This is a genomic window from Cupriavidus ulmosensis (assembly GCF_977008105.1).
The window spans coordinates 2,696,930-2,709,952 of sequence record NZ_CDRMWP010000001.1; the positions used below are offsets into that span (position 1 = coordinate 2,696,930).

8 protein-coding genes are annotated in these 13,023 nt (G+C 71.0%); 5 read left to right on the plus strand and 3 right to left on the minus strand.

The genetic code is table 11. The features are described 5' to 3' along the window. Positions 1-163: 163 nt before the first annotated feature. The 3 genes from ACWTPI_RS12285 to ACWTPI_RS12295 form a co-directional block, all read right to left on the minus strand. Entirely contained in the window at positions 164-3,781 is a 3,618-nt protein-coding gene (locus ACWTPI_RS12285; protein ID WP_454731769.1) for a UvrD-helicase domain-containing protein, read from the minus strand. Continuing rightward, a complete protein-coding gene (locus tag ACWTPI_RS12290; protein WP_454731770.1) occupies positions 3,778-6,693 on the minus strand; it encodes a PD-(D/E)XK nuclease family protein in 2,916 nt (971 codons plus the stop codon). Before ACWTPI_RS12290 ends, ACWTPI_RS12285 begins: the two co-directional genes overlap by 4 nt. Positions 6,694-6,826: 133 nt before the next feature. Further along, a complete protein-coding gene (locus ACWTPI_RS12295; protein WP_059413338.1) occupies positions 6,827-7,093 on the minus strand; it encodes a hypothetical protein in 267 nt (88 codons plus the stop codon). Between the two features lie 485 nt (positions 7,094-7,578). On the opposite strand from ACWTPI_RS12295, the gene trxA reads away from it, so the two are divergent. From trxA to ACWTPI_RS12320, 5 genes are all read left to right on the plus strand, one after another. After that, positions 7,579-7,905, plus strand: a complete 327-nt coding sequence (trxA, locus tag ACWTPI_RS12300) for a thioredoxin TrxA (protein WP_020202914.1) — start codon at positions 7,579-7,581, stop codon at positions 7,903-7,905. 189 nt (positions 7,906-8,094) lie between these two features. Then, entirely contained in the window at positions 8,095-9,357 is a 1,263-nt protein-coding gene (gene rho, locus ACWTPI_RS12305; protein WP_029043590.1) for a transcription termination factor Rho, read from the plus strand. Between the two features lie 162 nt (positions 9,358-9,519). After that, positions 9,520-10,380: a M90 family metallopeptidase gene (locus tag ACWTPI_RS12310; protein ID WP_454731771.1), complete on the plus strand. Its 861-nt coding sequence runs from the start codon at positions 9,520-9,522 to the stop codon at positions 10,378-10,380. Between the two features lie 218 nt (positions 10,381-10,598). Beyond that, positions 10,599-10,862, plus strand: coding sequence for a type B 50S ribosomal protein L31 (locus tag ACWTPI_RS12315; protein ID WP_020202912.1), 264 nt, complete (start codon positions 10,599-10,601; stop codon positions 10,860-10,862). Positions 10,863-11,127: 265 nt separating this feature from the next. After that, positions 11,128-12,912, plus strand: a complete 1,785-nt coding sequence (locus tag ACWTPI_RS12320) for an ArnT family glycosyltransferase (RefSeq protein ID WP_059413337.1) — start codon at positions 11,128-11,130, stop codon at positions 12,910-12,912. Positions 12,913-13,023: the final 111 nt, after the last annotated feature.

A 13,023-nucleotide genomic window follows, 5' to 3' on the forward strand; every position in this document is an offset into this window, starting at 1 on the left:
CAGGACTTCCCGGCAAAGCCATTCGTCCCCCGGTCATTCGCTCCCTGGCAGTTCCCCGGCAGCAATCCGTCCCTTCCCGGCCGCGTCCGCGCGTTGCGCCCTGCGCACCGGTGCGGCTATTGTGCCGCGCATGGCAAGCCGCGCGTCATGACGCAGGACAAGTCTAGAACAATGCCCCCTGGCGCGGAACCTGCAATGCATCCGCCGCGATCCACTCCCCGTCGGCCGTGGCCACGCCGGCCTCGACGCGCCGCCCCGGGAACATCGGCCTGACCGCCGCCACGTAGCGCGCGAGCTGCTGCGCATAGGCCGCGTGCTCCTGCGGCAGCAGGCGCAGCTTGTAGTCGACGATGACCACGCGCTCGTCGAACTCCACCAGCCGGTCGATGCGCAGCAGGCGGCCGCGCGCGTCATATAGCTCGACCTCGTTGCGCGCGCTGCGCGCGTCCTGCGGGAACAGCAGCGGGCGCAGCGCGGGCGCTTCCAGCATGCGCCGCGCCGCGCCGATGGCGGCCTCGGCCTGGGCCCGCCACTGCGCGCGCGCCTGCGCATCGCCGCCGCCGGCCAGCGGAAACCAGCGCATCACCACGTCCGGCCCGGGCAACGCTTCGAACGCCTCGGGATAGCGCGTGATGCGCTCGACCAGCGCGTGGATCAGTTCGCCGTGGCGCGCCGCCTCGGCGTCGAAGACGATGGCGTGGCTGTCCTCTTCGACGTCATCCCGCGCCGCGTCCTCGTCTTCCCATTCGTAGACCGGCACCAGCGTGTCCGCCGCCTCGCGGTAGCGCTCGCGGAAATCGGCATAGCGCACGCGCGCGTCGTGGCCGGGCCGCTGCCAGGCGTCGTCGCCGGCCGTCGCCGGCGGGAACGCCTCCACCGGCGCGCCCGTGCCGGCCGACTGCAGGCGCACGTACCAGCTCCCGGCGATCTCGCGGTTGCCTTCGCCCTCGGCGCCGCGCGCGGCGCGCCCTTTCACGCCGCTGACCAGCAGGCCCTGGCACGCGCGCGTCATGGCCACGTAGAGCAGGTTCCAGTTCTCGCGCTCGGCCAGCGCGGCCTCGGCCTCGAACAGCGGCGCGCGCGCCAGCCCGCGCGTGCTGCGCTTGCCGTAGGCGGAAAAATGCACCGGCACCGGCGACGACGGCGGCCAGTCGATCAGGATGCCGCCGTTGTCGGCGGCGGGCTCGCTGTGGTTGGCGTCGAGCAGCACCACGAACGGCGCCTCCAGGCCCTTGGCGGCGTGCACGGTGAGGATGTGCACGGCGTCGAGCGCGCTGTCCGCCGCATCGGCCGCATCGGCCTCGCCTTCTTCGGCACGGTCCGCCATGCCGCCTTCGTCGGGGCTTTCGCCCTCTTCGCCGCGGCGGATCTCCTGCAATTCGTCGATGAACTTGGGCAGGCTCGGATAGCGCCCGCCGTCGAGGTCGAGCGAGAGCTTGAGAAAAGCGTCGAGATTGGCCAGCACCTGGTCGCGGATGTCGGCGGGCGCGGCCTCGGCATAACGCCGGCGCACCTCGCCGCCGTGATAGATGTGGTCAATCAGGTCGTGCACGGGCCGGTGCGGCGCGACTTCCAGCCAGTGCCGCAGGCGCGCCACGCCGTCGCGCAGCGCCGCGCTGGCGAACTCGGGCAGGCCCTGCCCGCGCAGGCAGGCCCACCAGCCCGGGCGCGGCTCCTGCGCCTGCACCTGCTGCGCGATGGCGATCAGGTCTTCGTCGGTGGCGCCGACCAGCGGGCTCTTGAGCACGTGGGCAAGGTCGAGGTCGGACTCCGGCGTCATCAGGAAGGCCAGCAGCGCCGACAGGTCGAGCGCCTCGAGCGTGGCCAGCAGGCCGCCGCGGCGCGGGCTCAGGCACGGAATGCCGGCCTCGCGGAAGGCGCGCTCGTATTCCGCCAGATAGGTCTTGCGGCGCACCAGCAGGTGGAAATCGCTCCAGCGCGCCGGGCGCGTGCCGCCGCCTTCGGCCACCGGCACGGTGGCGCGGACGTGGCGCAGCCACGCCGCCACGCGCCGGCCTTCCTCCAGGCGCAGCGAGTCGCCTTCGTGCCGGCGCGGCTGGGTCAGCGTGTCGCGGTGGATGGCGGCGGTTTCCTGCGCGCCGTCTTCGGCCGCCTCCGCACCTCCAGCATCTTCCCCGGCATCTTCCGCCGCCTCCGCTTCGGGCTCGACCAGCGGCAGCAGCCATACCGGGCCGCCCGGCTCTTCGAGCGCGGTGGTCTGCGTCTCGAACAGCGGATAGCGGCCGTCGGCGCGCGCGGCACCGAACACCGCGTTGACCCACTCGAGCACCTCGGGCCGGTTGCGGCGGGTGCGGTTGGTGCGCAGCACGGTGGCGCCGAACGCGGCCTGCAGCATCTCGCTGGCAGTCTGGAACAGGCGCGCGTCGGCGCGGCGGAAACGGTAGATGGACTGCTTGGGGTCGCCCACGAGGAATACCGTGGGCCGCTCGCCGAGGCCCGCGTAGCCGGCCAGCCAGCCTTGCAGGATGCGCCACTGCAGCGGGTTGGTGTCCTGGAATTCGTCGAGCAGCAGGTGGCGGTAGCGCGCATCGAGCCGCACCTGCAGGTAGGTGGCGGTTTCCTCGTCGCGCATGAGCCGCGCGGCCAGCCATTCGAGGTCGGCGAAGTCCATCGCGCGCTGCTCGGACTTGTGATGCTGGTAGCGCGTCAGCAGCGCGTCACCGAGGCGGTAGAGCGCGAGGTTGACGGCCAGCACGGCGGCCTCGCAGCGGCGCTGCGCCACCTGCTCGAGCGCGGCGCAGCGCTCGCCGTGCGCGGCCACGAACGCCTCGACCGCGGCCTCGCCGCCGAGCGCCTTGGTCAGCGCGGCGGTCGCGCGCAGCGAGCGCGGCTTGCCGGCGGCGGTGAAGAACGCATCGCGCAGGACCGCGAAGGCGCGCTCGGCCGGCGCGCCGTCCGCCGCCCCGCCCTCGCGCCACGCGCGGATCGCCATGACCGCGTCCGCCAGCCGCGCGGCATGGGCCTGCTCGGTCTTGCCGCCGCGGCCCAGTTGCGAGGCCATGTCCTGGCAGGCGTCGAGCCAGGCGTCGTCGGCCAGCACTTCGGGCAGCACGTCGACGCGCGCGTCGTCGCCGAGATCGGCGGCCAGCGCCTCGGCGGGATCGGCGCTTTCCTTGAAGGCGAACCACTCGCTGCGCGCATGGAACATCGCGTCCAGCAGCGCGCGCGCCTGGAACTCGCCGATGGCGTCCACCAGTTGCTCGAAGGCGGCGCGCAGCTCCGCATACGGCGGCGTGGCCAGCGCCTGCCAGAACGGCGCCCAGGCCTCGCGCTTCATGCGCAATGCGTCCTCGCGCAGCGTGGCGCCGGGCACGATGCCCGAGGCCAGCGGCGCGCCGCGCAGCAGCGTGCCGAACCAGCCGTGGAAGGTGTCGATGGCCATGCGCCCCGGCGCGGCCAGCACCTGCGCGTGCAGGCCGCGCGCGCGCGGCAGCGCGGCGCGCGCGGCGTCGGCGGACAGGCCGCGCTGGACCAGCGCGGCGATCACCGCGTCGTCGTCGTCGCGCGCCAGCTGGGCCAGCACTTCGAGCAGGCGCTCGCGCATTTCCTCGGCGGCCTTGCGCGTGAAGGTGATGGCGAGGATCTCGTGCGGCGCGGCGCCGGCCAGCAACAGGCGCAGCAGGCGCGCCACCAGCAGCCAGGTCTTGCCGCTGCCGGCGCAGGCCTCCACCACCACCGAGGCGGCGGGGTCGCAGGCCGCGCGCGTGAACTCGGCTTCGGCGACCGGCGCGCCGTCGCGCAGATAGGCGTGCGCGCTCATGCGCGGCCTCCCACCTGCGGCGGCAGCGCCGTGCTTTCCCAGAAGCCCTTGCGGCACAGGCCGCGCGCGGTGCAGTAGGTGCACGCGCCGGCATCGCCGAAGGCCGGCAGCGGCGCGTCCCGGCGCAGGCGCATCACGTCCTCGCGCAGCTGGCGCTCCAGCCAGGCCACGGCGGCGTCGAAATCGGGCAGGCCGACTTCGCGCTGGGCCGCGGGCGGGCCGTCCTTCGCGCCTTCCAGCGCCACCCAGCTGCCGACGCGCACGTCGGCGCGCAGCAGGCCGTAGAACGGCAGCTGGCAGTCCTCTTCCACGTCGTCGACCTTGCGCTTGAGGCGCAGCACGCTCTGCGTCTTGTAGTCCAGCACGGCGCGGCTGCCGTCGCGCGCGCGGTCGAGACGGTCGATGCGGCCGTTGACGCGCAGCGGCTGGCCGTCGGGCATGGGCAGGTCGACGGTGGCGTCGATCTCGCCGCCGTCCCAGAACCAGCCCTGCGCCTCGCGCTCGGCCTGCCACGCCACGTAGGACGGCAGCACCTCGCACCAGCGGCGGTAGTAGCCGATGGCGTTGCCGTCCTCGCGCATCAGCGCGCCGAATTCGTGGTCGGAAATCTCGCGCAGCCGCGCCAGGCGCGCGTCGTCGTGGCGCAGGCCGTCCTCGCCGGCCTCGCGGTGATAGCGCAGCAGGACGCGGTGCAGCAGCTCGCCGATGTCGCGCTTCTCCAGATCGTCGCTGACCACTTCCAGCCCGGCCAGGCCGAGCATGCGCCCGGCGAAGAACTGGTAGGGACAGCGGCGCAGCATGTTGTACGCCTGCGCGCTCCAGCGCGCGGGCACCAGCTCCGCGGCGGCCGGCGCCGGCATGCCGCCCGCTTCGGCGAAGGTCTCGTGCAGCGCCGGCAAGGCGCTCGCCTCGATCGGCGCGCCGGCGCGCGAGCACAGCGCGCCGAGCCGCTCGATCCAGCCCGACACGTGCTTGGGCTCGCCGCGCGCGCCCAGGCGCTGCCAGGTCAGCACCACGTCGTCGTTGTTGAGCAGCACTTCGGCCAGATCGCGCGCCTGCTGGGCGAAGCGGATCTCGCGGTCTTCCAGCGCCAGCTCGCGGCGCATCTGGTTGGAGAAGAACATCAGCTCGGCCGCGCTCGACGGCAGTTGCGCGTCGTCGCAGCCGACCACCACCACGCCGTCGAAGCGGCGCATGCGCGCGCCGTTGAGCGGCAGGATGGTGATGCGCGCGGCGCCGCTGGCCGAGGGCTCCTTGTAGGCCACCGATTCGAGCAGCGCCGAGAGCATCGAGCGGAATTCCGCCAGGTCGAGCGTGGCGGCCGCGCCGGTTTCGTCGTGCGGCAGGTCGGCCAGGCGCGCCAGCGCGTCGAGCAGCTGGCGGCCGGCATCGTCGGCGGCCAGCGCCGCGCGCATGGCGAGCGCGTCGAGCGTGGCGTCGAGCCGTTCGAGCCAGGTGGACACCGGCTGCTGCGTCCGGCCGCGCGGCCAGGCGCCGGCCTCGGCGGCGAGCCGCTGCACCAGTTCGCAGGCGGCCTGTCGCGCGGCGTGGCGGGCATCCTCCCCGCCGGCGGCATCGTCCGCGTTGTCGACGTTGCCGGCCGCGGTCTCGCGCCGGGCGTCGGGCGCGAAACGCTGCTGCAGGCGGCGCCAGCCGCCGCTGATGCCGTCGCGGCGGATCCGCTGCTCGAGCGCGGCGATGGCGGCGCCGCGCGCGGGGAAGTCCGGCAGGCAGAACGGGCTCTTGAGCAGGTCGAGCAGCGCCGCGGTGTCGCCGTCCTGGTTGAGCAGGTCGAACCAGCGCATCAGCGCGGCGGCGGCGCGCGTGGTGGAGAGCTTCCAGCCGGTCTCGTCGCGCACCGGCGCGCCGGCGCGCGCGAGCAAGGCGCGCGCGCGGCGCGCCACCACGCGGTCGTGCGCGACCAGCGCCACGTGGCGCCGGCCCTGGTTGAGCCACGCCACCAGCTGGCTGGCCGCGGCCGCGGCCTCGTCCTCGAAGCGCGCGCTGCCGACCACGCGCACGCGCGGGCGCGCTTCGGGCAATGCGCGTGGCGGCGCGCGGCGCGCGGCGGGCTCGCCGGCGCCGGGCAGGCGCGCCTCGGGCCACAGCGCGAGCAGCGTGTCGTACCAGTCGCCGGGTTCCGGGCCCTCCTGCGCCGTGCCCGCTTCGGCATCGTCCGCCTGCGCGCTCCAGTCGTAGCCGATGCGCATCACCGGCACCAGTTCCGCGGCCTGGCGCAGGAACGCTGCGTCGATGGGCGTGGGCGGCGTGGGGCCGAGCCAGATGACCGGGCCGTCGACGTGCATGGCCAGCCGGTGCAGCATGCGCCGGCGCGCCGGCAACGGGTCGTCCGGGCCGGACAGCGCCTGCCAGAACGCCATCACGATGCGCGCCTCCTCGCCGAGGAAGCGCGACGACAGATGGGCGTAGGTCCGCTCCAGCGCGCCTTGCAGCAGCGCCGCGCGGTCGTCGCCGTCGATCTCGTCGTCGCGGATGGCGTCGTCGTCGAGCCAGCGCGCGCTCAGTTCGTCGCTGACCGTGAGCAGCGTCTGCGCCAGGCCCCAGGCGGCGGCCTCGGTCTGCGCGCCGAACGCGCGCCGCAGCCAGTCCTGCGCGCGGATGGCCTGCTGCACGGCAAGCAGCCGCGCCGCGTGGCTACGCACCGGCTGCGCCTCGGGCGGCAGGTCCAGCAGCCAGTGGCCGAGCGTGAGCACGCGCGGCAGCAGGCGCGGCGCGCCGGCCGCGCGCGCGGCGGCGTCGAGCGCCTGGCGCACGCCGGGAATCTGCGCCGCGGTGGGCACCACCACGTGCGCGGCGGCCTGCTGCCCGCCGCAGCGGTCGAGGAAGTACCAGGCCGCGGCGGCGGCCTGCGGCAGGAAGTCCGGGCCGGGCCGGAATTGCAGCGCGGTCATGAAGCTGGCGTGGCGGGAAAAGCGAAACGCCGGGCGCTCGGCGACCGGCCCGTGGCGCGCGCCGCGGGCACGGACGATGCCGTCACTGGCGCCTGCGCCCGCAAGCCGGGAATGCCGGAAATACCCGCAGCCTTCAGTGGCCGCCGCCTTCGACGCGGGCGCGGATCTCGCGCGCGGTCTCGAGCAGGCCCTGGTAGCCGGAGCGCGCGTGCTCGGGCAGGTCGGGGTCGCCGATCAGCGCGCCGAGCGTCTCGATCACGCTGAACAGCAGGCCCCTGGCCGCCCCGCCGGCAATGCTGTTCTGCTCGACCGCGGTGTTGATATGGTCCAGCGCGTCGCTCAGGTGCTCGACGGTGGGCGATTGCTGCGGATCGGTCTTGGGAGAATGGTCGGACGTCATGGTTGGTGGCCTTGTCTGGAGCGCGTGATTCTATCTATTCTACGCGCCGCATTCCCCGGGACCTTGTTCCGGGACAGCGAAAAGCCGGATCGCAGGCACTTTCGCGGTGTGCTCGGTAATTCATACGCGAATCATGCGCGAGCCATATGCGAAGGCCGCGCGCGATTGAGAAAAGCTCTCGCGCCCATTAATACAATCACTCCACGGCACCGGCATTCCCGGGCAGAATGTCCCCCAAGTGCCACCGTGCCGGCAAGGCTTCGCGCCATGTACGGCAACGCACCGCCAGCCTGCCGGGGCCGCTATTGAATTCCAGGCAACTGGTAACATATCAGCAACATCCGCGTTGGCCGGCCATCCCGTCGCTCGGGACTGCCGGCACCGGGTAAGGCGCCCGCCCACGGGCATGCGCAAACTCGTGTAATGTAGCGGTTCGGCAAATCCCGCCTTCAAAATCAACAGAGCGAAACCAGAGGTTTTCCGCCATGAGTGAACAAATCAAGTATGTGAGCGACGCCTCCTTCGACGCCGACGTGCTCCAGTCCGACAAGCCTGTCCTGCTCGACTTCTGGGCCGAATGGTGCGGTCCGTGCAAGATGATCGCCCCGATCCTGGACGAAGTGGCCAAGGACTACGGCGAGAAGCTGCAGATCGCCAAGATCAACGTCGACGAGAACCAGCAGGTGCCGGCCAAGTTCGGCATCCGCGGTATCCCCACGCTGATCCTGTTCAAGAATGGCGCGGTGGCCGCGCAGAAGGTCGGCGCGCTGTCCAAGTCGCAGCTGACCGCATTCCTCGACGGCAATCTGTAAGACGATTGCGCGGGGCGCGGCGCCACCAGGCGCGGCCCCGTTTGTCGCCACAATCCGACGTGCGTGCGCCAGCCCTGGCGCACCGGCCGGATTGTGCTAAGATGGCACCAACAACTTCCCCGAGCGTCCGCTCATTTCTTCCCCCCTCTTTAGGTCCAGCCCGTCCGGGCGCCTCTGTACCCCTCGTCTATGCACCTGACAGAACTCAAATCGCTTCACGTGTCTGCGCTTCTCGAAATGGCCGCGACCCTCGAGATCGACAACGCACAGCGGATGCGCAAACAGGAACTGATGTTTGCCATCCTGAAGAAGCGCGCCAAGCTGGGCGAAACCATCTTTGGCGACGGCACGCTGGAAGTCCTGCCTGACGGATTTGGCTTCCTGCGCTCGCCCGAGACGTCGTACCTGGCGAGCACGGACGATATCTACATCAGCCCTTCGCAGATCCGCCGCTTCAACCTGCATACCGGCGACACCATCGAAGGCGAGGTGCGGACCCCCAAGGACGGCGAGCGCTACTTCGCGCTGGTGAAGGTGGACAAGGTCAACGGCCAGGCGCCCGAGGCGGTGAAGAACCGCATCATGTTCGAGAACCTGACGCCGCTGCATCCGAACCGGCCGCTCACGCTCGAACGCGAGATCCGCGCCGAGGAAAACATCACCGGCCGCATCATCGACATGATCGCGCCGATCGGCCGCGGCCAGCGCGCGCTGCTGGTGGCCTCGCCGAAGTCGGGCAAGACCGTGATGCTGCAGCACATCGCCCACGCGATCGCCAACAACCATCCGGAAGCCGACCTGTTCGTGCTGCTGATCGACGAGCGCCCGGAAGAAGTGACCGAGATGCTGCGCTCGGTGCGCGGCGAGGTGGTGGCGTCGACCTTCGACGAACCGGCCATCCGCCACGTGCAGGTCGCCGAAATGGTGATCGAGAAGGCCAAGCGCCTGGTCGAGCTCAAGCGCGACGTGGTGATCCTGCTGGACTCCATCACGCGCCTGGCGCGCGCCTACAACACGGTGGTGCCGGCCTCGGGCAAGGTGCTGACCGGCGGTGTGGACGCCAACGCGCTGCAGCGCCCGAAGCGCTTCTTCGGCGCCGCGCGCAACCTGGAGGAAGGCGGCTCGCTGACCATCATCGCCACCGCGCTGATCGAGACCGGCAGCCGCATGGACGACGTGATCTACGAAGAGTTCAAGGGCACCGGCAACATGGAAGTGCACCTCGAGCGCCGCCTGGCCGAGAAGCGCGTCTATCCGTCGATCAACCTGAACAAGTCGGGCACGCGCCGCGAGGAGCTGCTGATCAAGCCGGAAATCCTGCAGAAGGTGTGGGTGCTGCGCAAGTTCATCTCCGACATGGACGAAGTGCAGGCGATGGAATTCATCCTCGACAAGATGAAGGCGACCAAGAACAACGCCGAGTTTTTCGATATGATGCGCAGGGGCGGCTGAGCGCTGGCCGTGCCGCGCGCGGTGGCTCGCCACGGCGCGCGCGTATCGCGCAGGAGGGCGTGCCACGGCACGCCCTTCTTGCTTTGCGGCGCGCTACGAGCGCGACCTACGAGCGCAACCTGTCGGCGAAGCACGCAGTCCGAAGAACCAGGCAGGAGAACCATGTTCGGCAAACTCAGCCACTTCCTGCGGGGCCGCTCGCGCGAGCGCAAGCTCGAGCACTACGCCATCCCCGACGCATTGTGGGCGCACACGGTGGCGACGCTGCCGTTCGTGCAGCGCTACGGCGCCGCTGACCTCGCCACGCTGCGCGAGCTCGCCACGCTGTTCATCGCCGAGAAGGAATTCTCCACCGCGCACGCGCTGCCGCTGGCCGACGAGATGGTGGCCAGCGTGGCGACGCAGGCCTGCGTGCCCATCCTCAAGCTCGGCATCGAGTGGTATCGCGGCTGGCGCGGCATCGTGCTGTATCCGGGAGAGTTCATCATCCGGCGCACCGTCGAGGACGACATCGGCCTGGTGCACGGCGTGGTCGAGGAAGCCAGCGGCGAGGCCTGGGAGCACGGCCCGGTGATCCTGTCCTGGCCCGACGTGCTGGCCCCCGGCGCGGGTGCGGGCGCGCATCACGCGCATCACGCGCACCCCGACGACAGCTACAACGTGGTCATCCACGAGTTCGCCCACAAGCTCGATATGTTAGACGGCGAGCCGGACGGCGTGCCGCCGTTCTCGCGCGTGCTGCACCCGGGCGTGGACCGCGAGCAGTGGGCCGAGACGCTGCTGGGCGAATACGACCGCTTCGCCGATGCCTGCGACCGCCAGTCCGACCATGCCTGGGACCATCCCGAGCGGCTGCCGCCGGCGCTGCGCGTGATCGATCCCTACGGCTGCGAGGCGCCGAGCGAGTTCTTCGCGGTGGCATCGGAGACCTTCTTTGTCGAACCGGCCGGGCTGCGCAGGCACTGGCCGGCGCTATATGGCGCATTGGCCACGTTCTACCGCCAGGACCCGGCCGCGATGTGACGCATCTGGCCTATTTCCGGGCGCCCGGCCGACACTGTCGGCACGCTCGCAAATCTTGCCCATGTTTTTGTTTTTCTGCGATAATCCCGGTTTGTCCGTTATCGGCAAGTGGTTCGTTCGCCGCAACACTGCCAACCGGTTCGACCGGAACCCCGGAAACCCCGGCAGCGGCAGCGCGGCATGCAGCGGACTGGCTACCCAACCTGAAAGGAAGCACCATGAAAGAAGGCATTCACCCGAATTACCGCGAAGTCGTGTTCCACGACGTGTCGAACGACTTCAAGTTCGTGACCCGCTCGACGATCCAGACCCGCGACACGATCGAATACAACGGCAAGGAATACCCGCTGGCGAAGATCGAAGTCTCGTCGGAATCGCACCCGTTCTACACCGGCACCCAGAAGATCATGGACACGGCCGGCCGCGTCGAGAAGTTCCGCCAGAAGTTCGGCAGCAAGCTGGGCAAGGCCGCGGCGAAGTAATTCGCTGCGCGAGCCTGCTCGCAGCCCGGCCTCGGACGATGCTCCGGCGCCGCGCACCCAAGCAAAGAGGCAGCATCGGCTGCCTCTTTGCTTTTGCGGCCCGCGCCGCCCGGCCCTGCTTCCGCTGTCTTTGCGGCAGTCGTTCCGGCGGCTGTTCCGGCAGTCGTTTCAGTAGTCCCTTTTGCAGTCTTCGCGCCCCGCGCGCCGGCGACAGACGCAGCCAACCGCAGGCGCCCGCCCGGCCGCCACCCAGCCCTACCCATCGATGAGCGCAGCCAAGACCTCCCGAGTCCACCTCACCGCAGCCGCCACCGGCACGCTCCCGCGCGCGCTGCTGCTGGCCATCTGCATCATCTATGGCCTGGCCGGCCTGTTCGGCCGCGACCCGTGGAAGAACGAGGACGCGGCCGGCTTCGGCGTGATGTGGCAGCTGGCCACCGGCGGCGCCCAGGACTGGCTGATGCCGAACATCGTGGGCCGCCCGTACAGTGACGACGGTCCGCTGGTGTTCTGGGTCGGCGCCGCCATGATCCGCCTGTTCGGCGGCTGGCTGGGCGCGCCCGACGCCTCGCGCCTGGCCACGGCGCTGTTCTACTTCGGCACCTGCGCGCTGATCTGGTACGCCACCTACCTGCTCGGCCGCCGCGCCGAGGTGCAGCCGTTCGCCTATGTCTTCGGCGGCCAGCCCAACGCGCGCGACTACGGCCGCACGCTGGCCGACGGCGCGCTGCTGATCTTCCTGGCCTGCGTGGGCCTGGCCATGCGCGGGCACGAGACCACGCCGCAGGTCGGCCAGGTCTGCTTCGTCGCCATGAGCCTGTACGGCATGGTGCGCAGCCTGGACAAGCCGCTGCAGGGCGGGCTCTGGCTCGGCGCCGGGCTCGGCGCGCTGACGCTGTCGAGCGGGCCGATGCTGCCGGTGGTGCTGCTGCTGGCCGTGATCGCCTGCGGGCTGGCCTGCAGGCCGCTGCCGCTGCCGCGCCTGCTGCTGGCCAGCGTGCCGCTGGCGCTGGCTCTGGTGGCCGCGTGGATGGCGGTGGCCTACCTGGGCGCGGCCGACCACAACGACGCCGTGACCTTCATCCGCGAGTGGTCGCGCGACGACCGCCGCACCTACGGCGCGCCCAATGCGCTGGCGCTCAACTTCATCGCGCGCAACCTGCTGCTGTTTACCTGGCCGGTGTGGCCGATCGCGTGCTGGGCGTGGCTGAGCTGGTCGGGCATGCGCCGCGCGCCGCATGTGGCGCTGCCGCTGTCGCTGCTGGTGCCGCTGGTGCTGCTGCTGTTCCTGCTGCGCCAGCCCGGCGACGTGCAGTTCATCCTGCTGCTGCCGCCGATGGCGGTGCTGGCCGCCTTCGGGCTGCCCACGCTGACGCGCGCGGCCATCAATGCGATCGACTGGTTCGCGCTGCTGTTCTTCACGATCTTCGGCGGTTTCGTCTGGTTCATGTGGATCGCCCGCACGACCGGCCAGCCGCCGCGCATCGCCGCCAACATCTACCGGCTGCTGCCGGGCTTCCAGCAAGACTTCACCGTCAGCGCGGTGGTCTACGCGCTGATCGTCACCGCGGCCTGGGTGCTGATCGTGCGCTGGCGGCTGTCGCGCGCGCCCAAGCAGATCTGGCGCCCGGTGGTGATCTCGGCCGCCGGCACCACGCTGATGTGGGTGCTGGCGATGACGCTGTGGATGCCGTCGATCAACTACGGCAAGACCTACCGCGACGTGGCGCAGGCCGCATCGATGGCGCTGCCGGCCACCTACAACTGCGTGCAGCCGATCCGCATGGGCGACGCGCAACTGGCCTCGTTCGCCTACTTCGGGCACATCCGCTTCGGCGGCCCGAGCGACGGCTGCGACATCCTGCTGCGCCACGATTCGGTGGACTACGGCGAGCCGACCAGCATCTCGCATTTCGAATGGCGGCTGGTCTGGGAAGGCCGCCGGCCGTCGGACCGCGACGAGCGCTTCCGCATGTACCGCCTCGTCGATATGTCGAAGGCGCCGCCGCCCAAGCCGGTCCTGCCGCAGCGCCGCCTGCCGCGCCGCTAGGACGCGCCGGCGGGACGTACCAACGGGGCGTGCCGTCACAACCGACGCGGACAATGCGGACAACACGCACTCAACAGCCACAGCTATCCGGCAGCGCCGCGGCGCGCCGGC

Coding starts and splice junctions, on each gene's coding strand:
- ACWTPI_RS12295 (WP_059413338.1), bottom strand. CDS start 7,093: ATGACGTCCGACCATTCTCCCAAGACCGATCCGCAGCAATCGCCCACC.
- ACWTPI_RS12310 (WP_454731771.1), top strand. CDS start 9,520: ATGTTCGGCAAACTCAGCCACTTCCTGCGGGGCCGCTCGCGCGAGCGC.
- ACWTPI_RS12315 (WP_020202912.1), top strand. CDS start 10,599: ATGAAAGAAGGCATTCACCCGAATTACCGCGAAGTCGTGTTCCACGAC.
- ACWTPI_RS12320 (WP_059413337.1), top strand. CDS start 11,128: ATGAGCGCAGCCAAGACCTCCCGAGTCCACCTCACCGCAGCCGCCACC.
- rho (WP_029043590.1), top strand. CDS start 8,095: ATGCACCTGACAGAACTCAAATCGCTTCACGTGTCTGCGCTTCTCGAA.
- ACWTPI_RS12285 (WP_454731769.1), bottom strand. CDS start 3,781: ATGAGCGCGCACGCCTATCTGCGCGACGGCGCGCCGGTCGCCGAAGCC.
- trxA (WP_020202914.1), top strand. CDS start 7,579: ATGAGTGAACAAATCAAGTATGTGAGCGACGCCTCCTTCGACGCCGAC.
- ACWTPI_RS12290 (WP_454731770.1), bottom strand. CDS start 6,693: ATGACCGCGCTGCAATTCCGGCCCGGCCCGGACTTCCTGCCGCAGGCC.